The organism is Streptomyces sp. SID5469 (genome assembly GCF_009862865.1).
Taxonomy (GTDB): Bacteria; Actinomycetota; Actinomycetes; order Streptomycetales; family Streptomycetaceae; genus Streptomyces; species Streptomyces avermitilis.
Genome location: NZ_WWIN01000001.1, coordinates 1,187,803 through 1,206,768, shown reverse-complemented (window position 1 = coordinate 1,206,768; position 18,966 = coordinate 1,187,803). Strand labels below are relative to the sequence as shown.

At 69.9% G+C, this 18,966-nt stretch carries 4 protein-coding genes and 1 pseudogene; 3 read left to right on the top strand and 2 right to left on the bottom strand.

The features are described 5' to 3' along the window. Positions 1–57 precede the first annotated feature (57 nt). Positions 58–957 carry a glucose-1-phosphate thymidylyltransferase RfbA gene (rfbA, locus tag GTY58_RS05135; RefSeq protein WP_010982385.1) on the top strand — a complete coding sequence of 300 codons (900 nt, stop codon included), beginning with the start codon at positions 58–60 and terminating at the stop codon, positions 955–957. Then, positions 942–2,021, top strand: coding sequence for a dTDP-glucose 4,6-dehydratase (rfbB, locus tag GTY58_RS05130; protein ID WP_037652655.1), 1,080 nt, complete (start codon positions 942–944; stop codon positions 2,019–2,021). Before rfbA ends, rfbB begins: the two co-directional genes overlap by 16 nt. Here rfbB and GTY58_RS05125 read toward each other — a convergent pair. Beyond that, positions 1,927–3,144, bottom strand: coding sequence for a glycosyltransferase (locus GTY58_RS05125; RefSeq protein WP_159029054.1), 1,218 nt, complete (start codon positions 3,142–3,144; stop codon positions 1,927–1,929). The genes rfbB and GTY58_RS05125 overlap by 95 nt on opposite strands. Positions 3,145–3,222: 78 nt before the next feature. Continuing rightward, positions 3,223–4,035 (bottom strand): annotated as a pseudogene (locus GTY58_RS05120) (SDR family NAD(P)-dependent oxidoreductase); the annotation flags it as partial. Between the two features lie 160 nt (positions 4,036–4,195). On the opposite strand from GTY58_RS05120, the gene GTY58_RS40480 reads away from it, so the two are divergent. Beyond that, complete coding sequence (locus tag GTY58_RS40480; protein ID WP_010982381.1) at positions 4,196–18,841, top strand: type I polyketide synthase; 14,646 nt, start codon at positions 4,196–4,198, stop codon at positions 18,839–18,841. Positions 18,842–18,966 lie beyond the last annotated feature (125 nt).

The following is an 18,966-nucleotide window of genomic DNA, read 5'->3' as shown; positions in this document are numbered from 1 at the left end:
CTTGGTACCGTCGGGCAGACGGCAGAGATATATAACGTCGACTGCGGGGAGTCCGACATGAAGGGAATCGTGCTCGCGGGGGGAACCGGCTCTCGGCTTTACCCGTTGACCCGTGCCCTTTCCAAGCAGCTGCTCCCTGTCTACGACAAACCCATGATCTACTACCCGCTCTCCGTGTTGATGCTCGGCGGCATAAAAGACATCCTGGTGATTTCCTCACCCGATCATCTCGAACAATTCCGGAGACTGCTCGGAGACGGAAGCCGCCTCGGGCTGAACATCGACTACGCCGCGCAGCAGCGACCGGGAGGAATCGCCGAGGCATTCCTCATCGGCGCCGATTTCATCGGTCAGGATCAGGTGTCCCTTGTCCTTGGGGACAACATCTTCCATGGCATGGGCTTTTCGCACCTGCTGCGCAGCCACACCCGCGATGTCGACGGCTGTGTGTTGTTCGGATACGCGGTGACGGATCCCGAACGGTACGGAGTCGGAGAGGTCGACGCCTCCGGAAAGCTGCTGTCCGTCGAGGAGAAACCCACCGCCCCCCGGTCCAACCTGGCGATCACAGGCCTGTACCTGTACGACAACGACGTGATCGAGGTGGCCCGGGGCATCCGCTCGTCGGCCCGCGGCGAGCTGGAGATCACCGACGTCAACAGGGCCTACCTCGCCGAGGGGCGGGCCCGGCTGGTGGACCTGGGCCGGGGCTTCACCTGGCTCGATGCGGGGACGCACGACTCGCTGATGCACGCCGGGCAGTATGTGCAGGTCCTGGAGAAGCGCCAGGGAGTACGGATCGCCTGTCTCGAGGAGATCGCCTTCCGGATGGGTCTGATCGACGCGGACGACTGCTATCTGCGCGGGGTCGAACTGGCCGGCTCCGGCTACGGCGAGTATCTGATGAGTATTGCGGCGGAAGCCGCGGTGAGGAGCCCGGGATGCGCCTACTCGTGACGGGCGGCGCCGGTTTCATCGGTTCCCATTTCGTACGGCGGTTGCTGACGGGCGCGTATCCGGCGTTCACCGGTGCCGAGGTCGTGGTGCTCGACAAGCTGACCTACGCGGGTCGCCTGGAGAACCTCGCACCGGTCCTGGGAAGCCCATCCCTGATCTTCGTGCACGGCGACATCTGCGACGGGCCCTTGGTCGCGGACCTGATGGACGGCTCCGACATGGTGGTCCACTTCGCGGCGGAGTCACACGTGGACCGGTCCGTGGCCGACGCCGCCGAGTTCGTACGCACCAATGTCCTCGGCACTCACACCCTGCTCCGCGCCGCCACCGACGCCGCCGTGGACCGCTTCGTGTACATCTCGACGGACGAGGTCTACGGCTCCATCGACTCCGGCTCGTGGACCGAGGACGCCCCGCTGGAGCCGAACTCGCCCTACTCCGCGTCCAAGGCGTCCTCCGACCTGCTCGCCCGGTCCTTCCACCGCACGCACGGCCTACCAGTGATCATCACCCGATGCTCGAACAACTACGGCCCCCACCAGTTCCCGGAGAAACTCATCCCGCGGTTCGTCACCCATCTGCTGAACGGCACGAAGGTGCCCTTGTACGGCGACGGCGAAAACGTCCGCGACTGGCTGCACGTGGACGACCACTGCCGTGGCATCGCCCTGGTCGCCGAACGCGGCAGGCCCGGCGAGATCTACCACATCGGAGGCGGGACGGAGCTGTCCAACCGTGAGCTCACCGCCCGGCTCCTGGACCTGCTCGGCGTGGACTGGTCGATGGTCGAACCCGTGACCGACCGCAAGGGGCACGACCGGCGCTACTCGCTGGACATCAGCAAGATCTCCGCCGAGCTCGGTTACGCGCCCCGCGTGCCCTTCGAGGAGGGGCTGGCACAGACCGTTCAGTGGTACGTGGAGAACCGAACCCTGTGGGAGCCACTCACCGCCCGGCCCGAGCTGCCGGTCAGTGACGGCGCGTCCGGCGCAGAAACCGCTCGGTCTCGTCCGCTGCCCGCAGGGCGCCGCCCGCCTCGACCGTGGCCCGCTGCATCTGCCTGACCTGTCGGGTGATCGCGTCATCGGAGATGATGTCCAGCACGTGCCGGCGCAGCGTCGTCGCCGTGACCTCCTCCGGCTGCACCATACGACCCAGCCCCAGCTCGGCGATCCGCCGGCCGGTCACCTGCGCGTCCCGCGACAAGGGCATGACGAGCACCGGGCACCCTGCGTGCAGTGCCTCCATCACACTGCCGGTACCGCCGTGCGTGACCAGAGCCCTGGCATGCTCCAGCACCGCATGGTGCGGCACCCACCGGTGCACCTCGACATTCGGCGGCAGCGGCCGCAGCACATCGGGGTCGACCCCCTTGCCGAGCGAGATCACGACGTGCACGGGGACGTCGGTGAACGCCCGGACGAACGTGCGGAAGAAGGACAGCTGCCGGTTGAACACGGTCCCGAGGGAGATGAGCACCACTGGATGCCCGCTGCCCGGTGGTGTCCACTCGCCCAGACCCCTGCGCTTACCCAGACATGGTCCGACGAAGGCGAACCGCTCGTCGAAGGTGTCGCCCGCGTACTGGAAGGCGCGCGGCAGACACACCAGGTTGAAGTCCTCCGGTCCGGAAAGGAAATCGTCGACCGGTTCCGTGATACCCCGGGAAACGAGCAGCTCCGCGAGGCGCGGCACCAGCGCCCCGAGGCCGAACAACTCCATCTGCTCCGAGAAGCGCGGCGGCGGCGCACTGACCTGAGCGGAATCCGGATCCAATACCGACTGCATCGTGGAGAAGCGCCCGTTGGACGCGAACAGGGGAATGACCGTCATGGCCGGCCTGCTCCAGGAGGCGGCGAGGACACGACCCACGTTGAGGGAGGTGGCGATGTCGTAGGCCACCAGGTCCGGAACGTCCTTGCCGACGTGCTCCTCCACCGAACGCAACATGGACATGCCCTCGTCGTACAGCGTCATGGGGATGGCGTTCGGCTCGGCCTCGGTCATCAGCCGGTACATGTCGACACCCTCGAAGGCGGACTCGTACCGCAGGAAATCAGCGCCCACGGAACGCACCGCATCGGCCATTTCCGCGCCCGTCACAAAGGTGACGTGGTGGCCCCGGTGCACGAGCTCCTCCGCCACGGCGAGACTGGGGAACACATGCCCCCAGAACGGCGCACTCATGAAGAGAAAATGATCTGACATCTCTCACTGCCCATCGTCGGAAGATGTTCGAAGGCAAGGAGGGGATCCCCGCCAGCCCTACGAAGGGGGATCCATCCGCGCCACCGCGGCGCGCAGGCGTGGCGTGAAGCGGCTCATCAGCCGTGACAGCCGCGCTTCCGCCGTCACGGTCACCACGGCCGAGTCGCGCGCCACCGACCGCAGTACCGCCGCGGCCACCTTCTCCGCGCTGCATCCGCGACCGGCGAACAGCGCCCGCAGCCGCTCCTGCTCCAGCCGGGGCACACCGGCGAAATGCATCGCCGACGCGAACGACGTACGGACGAAGCCCGGGCACACCACGCTCACTCCGACCCCGAACTCCGCGAACTCCGCGCGCAGGCACTCGCTCAGCATCAGCACCGCCGCCTTGCTGGTGGCATACGCGGGGACCGCCCGCGTCGGCTGGAACGCCGCCGCCGACGCCACCGTCACGATGTGCCCGCCCTGCCCGCGCTCCGCCATCTGCCGGCCGATGAGGCGGCAACCATGAATGACACCCCAGAGGTTGACGCCCAGGGTGCGCTGCCAGTCCTCGACGGACGTGTCGAGAAAACGCCCCGCCATGCCGATGCCGGCGTTGTTCACCAGCAGGTCCACGACCCCGTACGTCTCGGCGACGCGCTCGGCGAACCGCTCCATCGCCGCTCCGTCGGACACGTCGGCCACCTCGGGCCAGGCCGCCCGCGCGCCCCGCGTCCGGGCCAGGTCGGCCGTCACCCCGGCGCCGCGGCCGTCCCGGTCCACGCACACCACTCGCGCCCCGGCCGATCCGAGAGCGCAGGCGGTCGCCCGCCCGATGCCACCGCCTGCACCTGTGACAAGCGCCAGCCGGCCGCCGAAACGCTGTGAATTCATGTCTGGCGCCATACCCCCTAGCTATAGCGGCATTCATCGAGCATCAGGGGTCTGGGGTATCTAGGGGTATTTGTGCTGCTCTCGTCGCTCTAGCCTGTGAGAGTCCCATGCGTGTTTTTTAATTTCCGATTTCTCTTGTCGAGGAGACCGGTCCATGGCTAACGAGGAAAAGCTCCGCGACTATCTCAAGCGCGTTACTGCCGATCTCCTCAATGTGCGGCGTCGACTTCAGCAGATTGAATCGGGCGAGCAGGAGCCGATTGCAATTGTGGGGATGGCGTGCCGTTTTCCGGGGGGTGTGGAGTCGGCGGAGGATTTCTGGGAGTTGATTGCGTCGGGTCGGGATGCGGTGGGGGAGTTTCCGGTCGACCGGGGTTGGGACGTGGAGGCTTTCTATGATCCGGAGCCGGGGCGGGCGGGTTCGTCGTATACGCGCCGGGGCGGTTTCCTGGAGGGTGCGGCGGAGTTCGATGCGGGGTTTTTCGGGATCAGTCCGCGTGAGGCGTTGGCGATGGATCCGCAGCAGCGGTTGATGCTGGAGGTGTCCTGGGAGGCGTTGGAGCGGGCGGGCATCGACCCCGCCACGTTGCGCGGCAGCCGGACGGGCGTCTTCGCCGGCCTCATGTCCCAGGACTACGCGACCCGTCTGCTCTCGGTCCCCGACGACCTGGCCGGCTACCTGGGCAACGGCAACGCGGGAAGCATCCTGTCCGGACGCGTCGCCTACACCTTCGGCTTCGAGGGCCCCGCGGTGACGGTCGACACGGCGTGCTCGTCGTCGCTGGTGGCACTGCACCTCGCCTGCCAGTCACTGCGCACCGGTGAGTCCTCCTTCGCCCTCGCCGGAGGCGTGACGGTCATGTCCACCCCGGGCATGTTCGTGGAGTTCTCGCGGCAGCGGGGTCTGTCGCCGGACGGCCGGTGCAAGGCGTACGCGTCGGCTGCCGACGGCACCGGCATGTCCGAGGGCGTGGGGATTTTGCTGCTGGAGCGGCTGTCCGAGGCTGAACGTCGTGGTCATCGGGTTTTGGCGGTGGTGCGGGGGAGTGCGGTGAATCAGGACGGTGCGTCGAATGGGTTGACGGCGCCGAATGGTCCGTCGCAGCAGCGGGTGATTCGGCAGGCGTTGGCGTGTGCGGGGTTGTCTGTGGCGGATGTGGATGTGGTGGAGGGGCACGGGACGGGCACGACGCTGGGTGATCCGATCGAGGCGCAGGCGTTGCTCGCCACGTACGGGCAGCGGGCCGGTGACACGCCGGTGTGGTTGGGGTCGGTGAAGTCGAACATCGGGCATGCGCAGGCTGCTGCGGGTGTGGCGGGTGTGATCAAGATGGTGATGGCGTTGCGGGCGGGGGTGTTGCCGCGGACGTTGCATGTGGATGAGCCGTCGTCGCAGGTGGATTGGTCGAGTGGGTCGGTTCGTGTGTTGGCGGATGAGGTGGAGTGGCCGGGGGTGGAGGGTCGGCTGCGGCGTGCGGGGGTGTCTGCGTTCGGGGTGAGTGGGACGAATGCGCATGTGATTTTGGAGGAGGCGTCGGGGGGCGCGGGTGGGGGTGCGGGCCGGCTGCAGGAGTTGGGTCCGGGGGTGGTGTCGGGTTCGGGGGTGGTGCCGTGGGTGGTGTCGGCGCGGTCGGAGTTGGCGTTGCGGGGGCAGGCGCGTCGGTTGCGTGGGGTTGTGGCGGTTGGTGGGGGTGCGGATGGTGTGGGGGTGAGTCCGGCTGGGGTCGGGCGGGCTTTGGTGTCGGAGCGGTCGGTGTTCGAGCATCGTGCGGTGGTCGTGGCCGAGGACCGCGACGAGTTCCTGCACGCACTCGACGCACTGGCCGGCGGCCGCCCCGTGCCCGGCGTCGTCGAGGGACGAACCACCTCGGGCGAACTCGCCGTACTCTTCGCCGGGCAGGGAACCCAGCGCGCAGGCATGGGCCGCGAACTGTACGAGGCGTACCCCGTCTTCGCCCAGGCCATCGACGAGATCTGCGCGGAGGCCGACACCGCCCGCACCGACCCCGGTGCCCCTGGGCTGCGGGACGTACTCTTCGCACCGCAGGACTCTCCCGAAGGCCGGCTGATCGAGGACACGGGTTTCGCCCAGCCCGCCCTGTTCGCCTTCGAGGTGGCGCTGTTCCGGCTGCTGGAGACCTGGGGTCTGACGCCCGACTACGTCCTCGGCCATTCCGTCGGTGAACTGGCGGCCGCCCATGTCGCCGGGATGCTCTGCCTTGCCGACGCGGTGGCACTGGTGGTCGCACGAGGCCGCCTGATGCAAGGGCTCCCGTCCGGCGGAGCCATGGTGGCCATCGAGGCGTCCGAGGACGAGATCCTCCCGCTGCCCGACGAATACGCATCCCGGGTCGCGCACGCCGCGGTGAACGGGCCGCGGTCGATCGTCCTCTCCGGGGACGAGGACGCGGTCCTGGACCTCGCGCAGCAATGGGCGGCACGAGGCCGCCGCACCCGGCGGCTGCGGACCAGCCACGCCTTCCACTCGCCGCACATGGACGCCATGTTGGGCGACTTCCGCCGCGCGGCCGAGCAGGTCACCTTCAGCGCCCCGCGGATTCCCGTCGTCTCCAACGTCACCGGCGCGCCCCTCCCCGCCGAGACCATGTGCACCCCGGACTACTGGGTCGAACACGCCCGCAGCACGGTCCGTTTCGCGGACGGCATCTCATGGCTTCAGGAACAGGGCGTCACCACCTGCCTCGAAATCGGCCCCGACGGCACGCTGTCGGCCCTCGCACAGGACTCGCTCAGTGCACCGGCCCGCGCCATCCCCGCCCTGCGGCCGGACCAGCCGGAGGCACGGTCGGTCATGACCGCCCTGGCGGAGTTGTTCGTGGCTGGGACGGCGGTTGAGTGGGCCGGTGTGTTCGAGGGGACTGCTCGCGAGGTCGGTGATGGATGCGGGGTGGAGCTGCCGACGTATGCGTTTGAGCGGGAGCGATTTTGGCTGGACGTGGAGGAGGGATCTGCGGGAGGTTCCGGGGTTTCCGGGATGTGGGGTGGTCCGTTGTGGGAGGCGGTCGAGTGTGGTGATGCGGGGGTGGTGGCATCGCTCCTTGGGGTGGATGAGGGGGCGTCGCTGGGTGCGGTGGTGTCGGCGTTGGGGGAATGGGGGCGGGTACGGCACGAGCGTGAAGTGGTGGACGGGTGGCGCTATCGGGAGGTGTGGCGACCCGTTTCGGGCGGTGGTGTAGGGGGGCTGTCGGGCGCGTGGCTGGTGGTGTCCGAGGGCGAGGCGGGCCCGGTTGATGTGGTGGCGGAGGGGTTGGAGCGGTGTGGGGCGCGAGTGGTTCGGGTGGAGGTGGAAGCGGGGTGTGTGAGCAGGGAAGTGTTGGCCGGCCACCTGCGTGAGGCGGTCGATGGTGAGGCTGTCGGCGGTGTCGTCTCCCTTGTGGGCTGGGGGAGTGGCGTCGTGCAGGCGGGAGTGGCGTCTGTGGGGTTGGTGCAGGCGCTGGGTGATGTGGGCGTGGGGGCGCGGCTGTGGTGTGTGACGGGCGGGGCCGTGTCGGTGGGGGGCCGGGATGCTGTGTGGGGGCCGGCCTCGGGTGTGGTGTGGGGGCTGGGCCGTGTGGTGGGGGCGGAGGCACCGGACCGCTGGGGTGGGCTGGTTGATGTGCCGGAGCTCGTGGATGAGCGGGTGGTCGATGGGTTGGTAGGTGTGCTGGCGGGTGTGGGGGGAGGGGGTGAGAGTGAGTTTGCCGTGCGGTCTTCGGGGGCGTTTGTGCGGCGGTTGGTGCGGGCGCCGTTGGAGGAGGCCGTCGCGGAGCGGGAGTGGCGGCCCCGCGGCACCGTACTCGTCACCGGAGGCACCGGCGAGTTGGGTGCGCACGTCGCCCGGTGGATGGCCCGGCGTGGCGCCGAACACCTGCTGCTGGTGAGCCGACGCGGGGAGAGCGCCCAGGGAGTCGAAGAACTCCGAGCGGACTTGATGGGCTTGGGCGCGCGGGTGTCGGTGGTGGCGTGTGATGCGGCGGACCGTGAGGCGTTGGCGGAGGTGTTGCGGTCGGCCGTTCCGGCGGAGTGCCCGCTGGGTGTGGTGGTGCATGCCGCGGGAGTTGTGGATGACGGGGTGTTGGAGGGGTTGTCGTCCGAGCGTGTCACGGGGGTGCTGCGGGCGAAGGCGCTGGCGGCCTGGAATCTGCATGAGTTGACGCGGGGGGCGGATCTTTCGGGGTTCGTGGTGTTCTCGTCGGCTGCGGCGACGTTCGGGCCGGCGGGACAGGGGAGTTACGCGGCGGCGAACGCGTATGTGGAGGCAATCGTTCGGCACCGGCGTGGTGAGGGCCTGCCGGGGTTGGCGGTGGCGTGGGGTCCGTGGGCTGGTGGGGGGATGGCGGAGGGGGCCGTGGGGCAGATGCGGCGTCGGGGTCTGGCGGCGATGACGCCGGAGACGGCGCTGGTGGCACTGGGCCAGGCGTTGGACCATGACGAGACCTGTGTGACGGTCGCCGACATCGACTGGGACCGATTCACCGCCAACTCCCTCCCCGGCTCCCGACTCTCGCCCCTCATCAGCGACATCCCCGAAGCACGCCTCGCCCGGGAAACCACCGGACTCGACACCGCCACCGCATCCCCCGACTCGTTCTCCGCACGGCTCAAGGCCATGGACACCGCCGAGCAGGAACGTGCGCTTCTCGACCTGGTCCGTACGTACGCGGCGACCGTGCTCGGACACAGCACCCCCACCGCCGTACGCCCTGAGCGAGCCTTCCGCGACCTGGGCTTCGTCTCCGTGAGCGCCGTCGAACTGCGCAACCGCCTCAACGCCGTCACCGGGCTCCTCCTGCCCACCACGCTGATCTTCGACTACCCCACTCCCTCCGCGCTGGCCGGATACCTCAAGGAACAGCTGGAGGAGGGCGCGGGCGGCCAGCGTGACATTGCTCCTCCGGTCCCGGCGTCGCGTGTCGACGTTGACGAGCCGATTGCGATTGTGGGGATGGCGTGCCGTTTTCCGGGGGGTGTGGAGTCGGCGGAGGACTTGTGGGAACTGGTCGCGTCGGGTCGGGATGCGGTGGGAGAGTTTCCGGTCGACCGGGGTTGGGACGTGGAGGCTTTCTATGATCCGGAGCCGGGGCGGGCGGGTTCGTCGTATACGCGCCGGGGCGGTTTCCTGGAGGGTGCGGCGGAGTTCGATGCGGGGTTTTTCGGGATCAGTCCGCGTGAGGCGTTGGCGATGGATCCGCAGCAGCGGTTGATGCTGGAGGTGTCCTGGGAGGCGTTGGAGCGGGCGGGCATCGACCCCGCCACGTTGCGCGGGTCCACGACCGGTGTCTTCGCCGGCATGTGCAGTCAGGACTACGCCGACCTCGTGCGCCGGGCCACCGAGGACCTCGAGGGCTACGCCATGACGGGCCTGTCCAGCAGCGTCACATCCGGACGCGTCGCCTACACCCTGGGGCTCGAGGGTCCGGCGGTGACGGTGGATACGGCGTGTTCGTCGTCGTTGGTGGCGCTGCATCTGGCGTGTCAGGCGTTGAGGTCGGGGGAGTGTTCGCTGGCGTTGGCGGGGGGTGTGACGGTGATGTCGACGCCGGGTGCGTTTGTGGAGTTCTCGCGGCAGCGGGGTCTGTCGCCGGACGGCCGGTGCAAGGCGTACGGGTCGGGGGCCGATGGGGTCGGCTGGGCCGAGGGTGTGGGTGTGCTGTTGGTGGAGCGGCTGTCCGAGGCTGAACGTCGTGGTCATCGGGTTTTGGCGGTGGTGCGGGGGAGTGCGGTGAATCAGGACGGTGCGTCGAATGGGTTGACGGCGCCGAATGGTCCGTCGCAGCAGCGGGTGATTCGGCAGGCGTTGGCGTGTGCGGGGTTGTCCGTGGCGGATGTGGATGTGGTGGAGGGGCACGGGACGGGTACGACGTTGGGTGATCCGATCGAGGCGCAGGCGTTGCTCGCCACTTATGGGCAGGGTCGTTCGGGGGAGCGGCCGGTGTGGTTGGGGTCGGTGAAGTCGAACATCGGGCATGCGCAGGCTGCTGCGGGTGTGGCGGGTGTGATCAAGATGGTGATGGCGTTGCGGGCGGGGGTGTTGCCGCGGACGTTGCATGTGGATGAGCCGTCGTCGCAGGTGGATTGGTCGAGTGGGTCGGTTCGTGTGTTGGCGGATGAGGTGGAGTGGCCGGGGGTGGAGGGTCGGCTGCGGCGTGCGGGGGTGTCTGCGTTCGGGGTGAGTGGGACGAATGCGCATGTGATTTTGGAGGAGGCGTCCGGGGGCGCGGATGGGGGTGCGGGCCGGCTGCAGGAGTTGGGTCCGGGGGTGGTGTCGGGTTCGGGGGTGGTGCCGTGGGTGGTGTCGGCGCGGTCGGAGTTGGCGTTGCGGGGGCAGGCGCGTCGGTTGCGTGGGGTTGTGGCGGTTGGTGGGGGTGCGGATGGTGTGGGGGTGAGTCCGGCTGGGGTCGGGCGGGCTTTGGTGTCGGAGCGGTCGGTGTTCGAGCATCGTGCGGTGGTCGTGGCCGAGGACCGCGACGAGTTCCTGCACGCACTCGACGCACTGGCCGAGGGGGCACCCACCGCGGGGGTGGTACAGGGTGTGGCCGGACCGGCGGCCGACGGAAAGATCGCCATGCTGTTCGGAGGACAGGGCACCCACTGGGAAGGCATGGCGCAGGAACTCCTCGGCTCCTCACCGGTCTTCGCCCAGCAGATGTCCGACTGCGCCCAAGCCCTCGAACCGTACCTGGACTGGTCTCTCCTCGACGTCCTGCGCGGCGCACCGGACGCACCCCCTCTGCAACGCGTCGATGTCGTCCAGCCCGTCCTCTTCGCGGTGATGGTCTCGCTGGCGGCGCTCTGGCGCTCGTACGGTGTACACCCGGACGCGGTGGCCGGGCACTCGCAGGGCGAGATCGCAGCGGCCTACGTCGCCGGTGCACTCTCCCTCGACGACGCCGCCCGGGTCACCGCCCTGCGCAGCCAGGCGCTGGCCGCACTGGCCGGGCAGGGGGCGATGGCATCGGTCGGTCTGCCGGTCGAGAAGCTGGAGCCGCGTCTTGCGACATGGGGCGACCGTCTGGTCATCGCCGCCGTGAACGGGGCGCGTTCGGCCGTGGTCTCCGGGGAGCCGGAAGCGGTCGACGCCCTGGTGGAGGAGCTGTCACACGAAGACGTACCGGCCCGCAGGCTCATGGTCGACTGGGCGTCGCACTCCCCGCAGGTCGAGGCGATCCAGGGGCGGCTGCTCGAACTCCTCGCCCCCATCCGCGCGAGGACCGGCGACGTGCCCTTCTACTCCACCGTCACCGGCGAACGCATCGACGGCACCGAACTCGACGCCGACTACTGGTACCGCAACCTGCGCCAGGTCGTCCGCTTCCGGGACGCGACACAGGCGCTGGTCCGCGCCGGCCACACCGTCTTCATCGAGGCGTGCCCGCATCCGGCCGTCGCGGTCGGTGTGCAGGAAACCCTGGACGAGATGGGTGACTTGGACAGCCTGGTCGTCGGATCTCTGCGCCGGGGCGAAGGCGGCTTGCGACGCTTCCTGATGTCCGTGGCCGAGTTGTTCGTGGGTGGGGTGGCGGTTGAGTGGTCCGGTGTGTTCGGGAGTGTTGGTCGCGGGGTCGCTGGTGGTTGCGGGGTGGAGCTGCCGACGTATGCGTTCGAGCGAGAGCGCTTTTGGCTGGATGTGGAGGGGGCGCCGCGGGGTTCCGGGGTCTCTGGGCAGTGGGGTGGTCAGTTGTCGGAGGCGGTGGACACCGTGCGCGGCGGCATGCTGCGCGACTGCCTCGCCGGACTCGACCCCGCCGCACAGGCCGAGACCGTGCTGGACCTGGTCCTTACCCATGCCGCGGCCGTCCTTGGACACGGCACCGCCGATGCGGTGGTGCCCGAGCGCGCCTTCCGCGACCTCGGTTTCGACTCCCTCACCGCCGTCGAACTACGCAACCGCCTCAACACCGCCACGGGCCTGCGCTTCCCGAGGACCCTGGTGTTCGACCATCCCCGCCCGGTGGCACTCGCGGCACACATCCACGAGCAGCTGAGCGGCGGAAGCCCGACCACCGGCACTGCCCTTGCCCTTGCCCTTCGGGCCCCGGCACCGCGTGTGGATGTCGACGAGCCGATTGCCATTGTGGGGATGGCGTGCCGTTTTCCGGGGGGTGTGGAGTCGGCGGAGGATTTCTGGGAGTTGATCGCGTCGGGTCGGGATGCGGTGGGGGAGTTTCCGGTCGACCGGGGTTGGGACGTGGAGGCTTTCTATGATCCGGAGCCGGGGCGGGCGGGTACGTCCTACACGCGGTGTGGTGGGTTTTTGCAGGGTGCGGCGGAGTTCGATGCGGGGTTTTTCGGGATCAGTCCGCGTGAGGCGTTGGCGATGGATCCGCAGCAGCGGTTGATGCTGGAGGTGTCCTGGGAGGCGTTGGAGCGGGCGGGCATCGACCCCGCCACGCTGCACGGGTCCACGACCGGTGTCTTCGCCGGCGTCTCGCAGCAGGACTACGCCGAGCTCCTGCGCCGCGGCACCCAGGACCACGAGGGGTACGCGCTCACCGGCGTCTCCAACAGCGTCGTCTCCGGGCGGCTTTCCTACACCTTCGGCTTCGAGGGTCCGGCGGTGACGGTGGATACGGCGTGTTCGTCGTCGTTGGTGGCGCTGCATCTGGCGTGTCAGGCGTTGAGGTCGGGGGAGTGTTCGCTGGCGTTGGCGGGGGGTGTGACGGTGATGTCGACGCCGGGTGCGTTTGTGGAGTTCTCGCGGCAGCGGGGTCTGTCGCCGGACGGCCGGTGCAAGGCGTACGGGTCGGGGGCCGATGGGGTCGGCTGGGCCGAGGGTGTGGGTGTGCTGTTGGTGGAGCGGCTGTCCGAGGCTGAACGTCGTGGTCATCGGGTTTTGGCGGTGGTGCGGGGGAGTGCGGTGAATCAGGACGGTGCGTCGAATGGGTTGACGGCGCCGAATGGTCCGTCGCAGCAGCGGGTGATTCGGCAGGCGTTGGCGTGTGCGGGGTTGTCCGTGGCGGATGTGGATGTGGTGGAGGGGCACGGGACGGGTACGACGTTGGGTGATCCGATCGAGGCGCAGGCGTTGCTCGCCACGTACGGGCAGGGTCGTTCGGGGGAGCGGCCGGTGTGGTTGGGGTCGGTGAAGTCGAACATCGGGCATGCGCAGGCTGCCGCGGGTGTGGCCGGTGTGATCAAGATGGTCATGGCCCTGAACCACGAACTGTTGCCGACCAGCCTGCACATCGACGAACCCTCCCCCCACATCGACTGGTCGAGCGGCGGCGTCCGGCTTCTCACCGAGCCCGTACCGTGGCAGCAGAACGGCCGGCCCAGGCGCGCGGGCGTCTCCGCGTTCGGAGTCAGCGGGACCAACGCCCACGTCATCATCGAGCAGGCGCCGGTCGAGGCGCACGTCATCAGTGAGCCGGTACCGGCTGAGGCGCACGTCATCGTCGAGCAGGCGCCGGTCGAGGCGCCCCACGTGGTCGACGCCACCGGACCGGCGGACCTCACCGAGCCGCAAGAGGAGGCGGCTGAACCGGAGTGCGTCGCTGACGCCGTGACCGAGATGTCGGCTGAACCGGAGTGCGTCGCCGACGCCATGTCCGAGATGTCGGCTGAGTGCGTCGCCGAGGCCGTGTCCGACAAGTCGGCTGAACCGGAGTGCGTCGCCGACGCCATGTCCGACAAGCCGGCCCTCCTGCCCATCCCGTGGCTGCTCTCCGCCAAGTCCGAGCGAGCGCTGCGGGGCCAGGCGCGACGGTTGCGGCAGTTCGCTGCCAGGGCATCCGATGCCCGGCCGGCCGACGTGGCGCACGCCCTGGCGGCACAGCGGTCCGTGTTCGATCACCGGGCCGTCGTCGTGGCCGAGGACCGCGACGGCTTCCTTCAGGCCCTCGACGCGCTGGCCGAGGGCCGGTCGGCGGACGGCCTGATCGAAGGGTCGGTCGGCCCGCGTGGCGGCCACTCAGGCCGCCGGCGCGGAAAGACCGCCATGCTGTTCGCCGGACAGGGCACGCAACGCGTGGGAATGGGCCGTCAGCTGTATGCGGCTCACCCGGCCTACGCGGACGCGCTGGACCAGGTACTGGCGGAACTGGACGGTCACCTGGACCAGCCCCTGCGCCCGCTGATCCACGCCAGTGCGGATCTTGCGGATGTCGCGGATGCCGCGGATGTTCTGGACCGTACGCGGTACGCCCAGCCGGCGCTGTTCGCCGTCCAGGTCGCGCTCTTCCGGCACCTGGAACGTCTCGGCGTGCGCGCGGACTTCGTGGCCGGGCACTCGATCGGCGAGCTCGCGGCCGCCCACGTCGCCGGGGTGCTTCCCCTGGCAGCAGCCTGCCGCCTGGTGGCGGCCCGCGGGCGCCTGATGGAGCAGCTCGCACCAGGCGGCGCCATGGTCGCCGTACGGGCGAGCGAAGCCGAGGCGCGACAGGCGCTCGACGGCCGGGAAGCCCGGGTGTCGGTCGCGGCCGTGAACGGACCCGCCTCGGTGGTGTTCTCCGGCGCCGAGGACGAGGTGGGGAACATGGCGGACTGGTTCGCCGAGCGCGGGCGGAGAGTCAAGCGCCTGCGAACCGGGCATGCCTTCCACTCACCGCTGATGGACCCGATGCTGGAGGAGTTCCAGCAGGTCGCGGCCTCGCTGACCTACAGCGAACCAGCCATTCCCATGGTGTCGACGCTCACCGGCGACATCGTGGCGGCGGGAGAACTGAGCGACCCCGAGTACTGGGTCCGGCAGGTACGGCGGACCGTGCGCTTCGGCGACGCGATCAGCCGCCTGCACACCGACGGAGTCCGCACCTTCATGGAACTGGGCCCAGACGGGACCCTGTCGGCACTGGCCGAGGAATGCCTAGAGGCCACCGCCGACAGCCACCCCGCCGACGACGACACCGGCACCCCGCAAGAGAACCTGCTCATCCCGCTCCTACGGCCGGACAGCCCGGAACCCGGCACCCTGCTCACCGGCTTGGCCCGGCTGCATACGCACGGAGCGGCGGCGGTCAACTGGCCCGCCGCCCTGCCCGAACGCGATCGAGCCCGCCACCTCGACCTGCCGACCTACGCCTTCGATCACCACCGCTACTGGGTCGACACCTCGGCCGGCCACCCGGGGGACCTGTCGGCAGCGGGGCTCGGCACCGCCGGGCATCCCCTGCTCGGTTCCGCGGTGGCACTGGCCGAGTCGCAGGAACTCCTCTTCACCGGCCGTCTCTCCCTGCGCACACACCCGTGGCTGGCCGACCACGCCATCTTCGGTACCGTCCTGCTGCCCGGCACGGCCATCCTGGAACTGGCCGTGCGCGCAGGCGACGAGGTCGACTGCGGCACCGTCGAGGAACTCACCCTGCGGACACCGCTCGTCCTTCCCGAACAGGGCTCGGTGATCCTGCAACTCTCCGTCGGGGCACCCCAGGGCCCCCAGACGCCCGAGGAGCCCGAACGGCGCACCTTCGCCCTGTACGCCCGCGAAGACGACGGACTGTCGTCCTCGTCCGCGGCGGCGACCGGCACCGAGTGGACCTGCCACGCCACCGGCGTCCTGACCGGCACCGCCCGGCCCGCGGAGGAGCACACACAGGAACCGTGGCCGCCCGCCGACGCAGCACCGGTGGACCTGGACGGCTGGTACGAGCAGCTGGCCGGCGCCGGCCTGGGATACGGGCCGGTGTTCCAGGGGCTGCGCGAGGTCTGGCGGCGCGGGGACGAGGTGTTCGCCGTCGTCACCCTGCCCGAGAGCACGGAGGGACAGGCGGCCGACGCCGCCCGGTACGCCCTGCACCCGGCCCTGCTGGACGCGGCACTGCACCCGGTCGTTCTGCGCCACGAGGGCGATGCCGCCGCCGACGGACACGGCTGGCTGCCGTTCTCCTGGACCGGCGTCACGGTCGCCGCCTCCGGCGCCTCCACCCTGCACGTCCGTCTCACCGTCCGCACGGACGAGGACGCGGTCGGACTGCTGGCCACCGACGCATCGGGACGCATCGTCATCTCCGCGGGGTCCCTCGCCTTCCGGCCCGTCTCCGCCGAGCAGCTCCAGGCCGCGCGCACCGGCTACCACGACCACCTCTTCCGCATCGAATGGCGGCCGCTGCACCTCCCCACCACACCGGCACGGACAGCCGACTGGGCCCTAATCGGCCCCGGTGCCCGGCGGACGGCCGCCGTCCTGGAGCGCAACGGCGCCTCCTGGCAGGCCTACCCGGACCCGGCGGCTCTCGCAGAAGCCCTGGCGGCCGGCGCCCCGGCACCGGGCATGGTCGTCATCTCGTGCGAGCCGGACGGCGCATCCGCCCCCACCGATTCCGCCCTCACCGATTCCGCCCTCACCGATTCCGCCCCGGCCGGCTCGGCCCCGGCCGACTCCACCGCCCTCGCCGACGCCACCCGGCAAGCCACCACCCGCGTCCTCGCCCTGCTCCAGGAATGGGTCGCCGACGAACGGCTCGCGGCCTGCCGCCTGGCCCTCCTCACGCACGGCTCGGTCACCGCGACCCCCGACGAGCCCGTGTCCGACCTCGCACACGCCGCCGTCTGGGGACTGGTCCGCTCCGTGCAGACCGAGAACCCCGACCGGTTCCTGCTGGCCGACACCGACGACACCGACGCCTCCCGCAACGCCCTTCCCCTGCTGGCCGGGGAACCGCAGATCGCCCTGCGAAATGGTGCCGTCCGCATCCCGCGGATGACACGAGTGCCCGTCCGGCAGCCACAGCCGAGCACCACCGACGCCGACTGGGACCCGGAGGCCACGGTCCTCATCACGGGCGGTACCGGCGTCCTCGGCCGGCTCGTCGCCCGTCATCTCGCCACGGCCCACGGGGTACGGCACCTGCTGCTGGCCACCCGCCGCGGCACGGCCGCGGACGGCGCCGCCGACCTGGTCGCCGAACTCGCCGGCCTCGGCGCCGAGGCCACGGTCGCGGCCTGCGACATCGGGGACCGGGCGGCCGTCGCCGCGCTCCTCGACCAAGTGCCCGCGCAGCACCCCCTGAAAGCCGTGATCCACACGGCCGGTGTGGTCGACGACGGCATCCTCACCTCGCTCACTCCGGAGCGCATGGAGGCCGTCCTGCACGCGAAGGCGTTCGGCGCCGCGCACCTGCACGACCTGACCCGCGACGCCGGCCTCACCACCTTCACCGTCTTCTCCTCGGCCGCCGCCTCCTTCGGCAGTCCCGGACAGGGCAACTACACCGCGGCGAACGCCTTTCTGGACGCCCTGATGCAGCACCGCCACACCCAGGCACTGCCGGGCCGGTCGCTCGCCTGGGGCCTTTGGGGCGAGGCCGACGGCATGACCCGCAACCTCGCCGGCACCGACTTCGCGCGCATGGCCCGCGGCGGCCTGCTCCCCCTGTCCAACGCACAGGGACTCGCGCTCCTCGACACAGCGGATCGCCTCGGCCCTTTCGGTGACGGGCTGCTCCTCGCCACCCGGCTCGACGCGGCCACCCTCCACGCACAGGCCACGGCCGGCGCCCTGCCGCGCATCCTGCACGGGCTGATCCGCATCCCGGCCCGGCGGTCCGCCGACCACGGCATCGCGACCGACACCCCCGCCACGCTGCGCGAGCGCCTGGCCGGACTCACCATCCCCGCGCAGCGCACCGGTCTCCTCCTGGAACTCGTACGGACCCATGCCGCCGCCGTCCTCGGCCACCCCACCAGCGCCGTCACAGCCGCGGACGGCGCACTCCCGGACGATCTGGTCCCGGCCGACACCGAGTTCCGCGACCTCGGCTTCGACTCGCTGACCGCCGTCGAACTCCGCAACCGGATCAACGCCGTCACCGGCCTGCGCCTCCCGGCAACGCTCATCTTCGACCAGCCCAGCCCCGCGGCACTCGCCGATCACCTCGCGACCCGCCTGACGGCCGAGGCGGGCACGCCGGACGAGCCGGCCCCTGCCGCCGCGGCAGCCGGGGCCGGGAGCGCAGGGAGTGCCGAGACCGGACAGCAGCGCAGTACGGGGAGCGAGAAGCAGCAGACCAGGGGCGGCACCTCCACCGAAACCGTCGAATCCCTGTTCTGGATCGGACACGACACCCGCCGCATCGAGGAGTCCATGGCCCTGCTCTCGGCGGCCTCCTTCTTCCGGCCCGCCTTCACGGACCCCTCGGACATCCCGGAGCCGACGTTCGTCCGGCTCGCCCAGGGTGAAGCGCGCGCCCAAGGTGAAGCACTCGCCCGGGGCGAAACACGGCCCGCCCTCATCTGCCTGCCCACCGTCGCCGCCGTGTCGAGCGTGTACCAGTACTCACGTTTCGCGGCGGGACTGAACGGACACCGAGACGTCTGGTACGTTCCTGCGCCAGGGTTCCTGGAGGGCGAACCCCTGCCGTCCGGAATCGGCGCGGTGACCCGCATGTTCGCCGACGCGATCGTCCGGTTCACCGACGGCGCGCCTTTTGCGCTCGCCGGGCATTCCGCGGGCGGATGGTTCGTCTACGCGGTGACGAGTCATCTGGAGCGTCTAGGCGTCCGTCCGGAAGCGGTGGTGACCATGGACGCCTATCTCCCGGACGACGGCATCGCACCTGTCGCGTCCGCGCTGACAAGTGAAATCTTCGACCGCGTCACGCAGTTTGTGGACGTGGACTACACACGCCTGGTCGCCATGGGCGGATACTTCCGCATCTTCTCCGGCTGGAGTCCTCCGGACATCACCACACCCGCCCTCTTCCTGCGCGGCCGGGACGGAGAACAGATGCCGCCGCCGTGGGGAGTTCCGCACACCGTTCTGGACATCCAGGGGAATCACTTCACGATGCTGGAACAGTTTGCGGATTCGACTGCTCGGCATGTCGACGAATGGCTGACAGAAATCGCATCAGTGCGGCGCTGATCGCGCCTCTGATCGCGGTCCTGATCGCGGCCCTGATCGGCGGGTCGGGCACAGCCCGGTCGGCCGGTCGGCCAGTCGGCCAGTCGGTGGTATCCGGTCGGCTCCGGCATCGATCAGTGCTTTCC

Coding starts and splice junctions, on each gene's coding strand:
- rfbB (WP_037652655.1), top strand. CDS start 942: ATGCGCCTACTCGTGACGGGCGGCGCCGGTTTCATCGGTTCCCATTTC.
- rfbA (WP_010982385.1), top strand. CDS start 58: ATGAAGGGAATCGTGCTCGCGGGGGGAACCGGCTCTCGGCTTTACCCG.
- GTY58_RS40480 (WP_010982381.1), top strand. CDS start 4,196: ATGGCTAACGAGGAAAAGCTCCGCGACTATCTCAAGCGCGTTACTGCC.
- GTY58_RS05125 (WP_159029054.1), bottom strand. CDS start 3,144: ATGAGTGCGCCGTTCTGGGGGCATGTGTTCCCCAGTCTCGCCGTGGCG.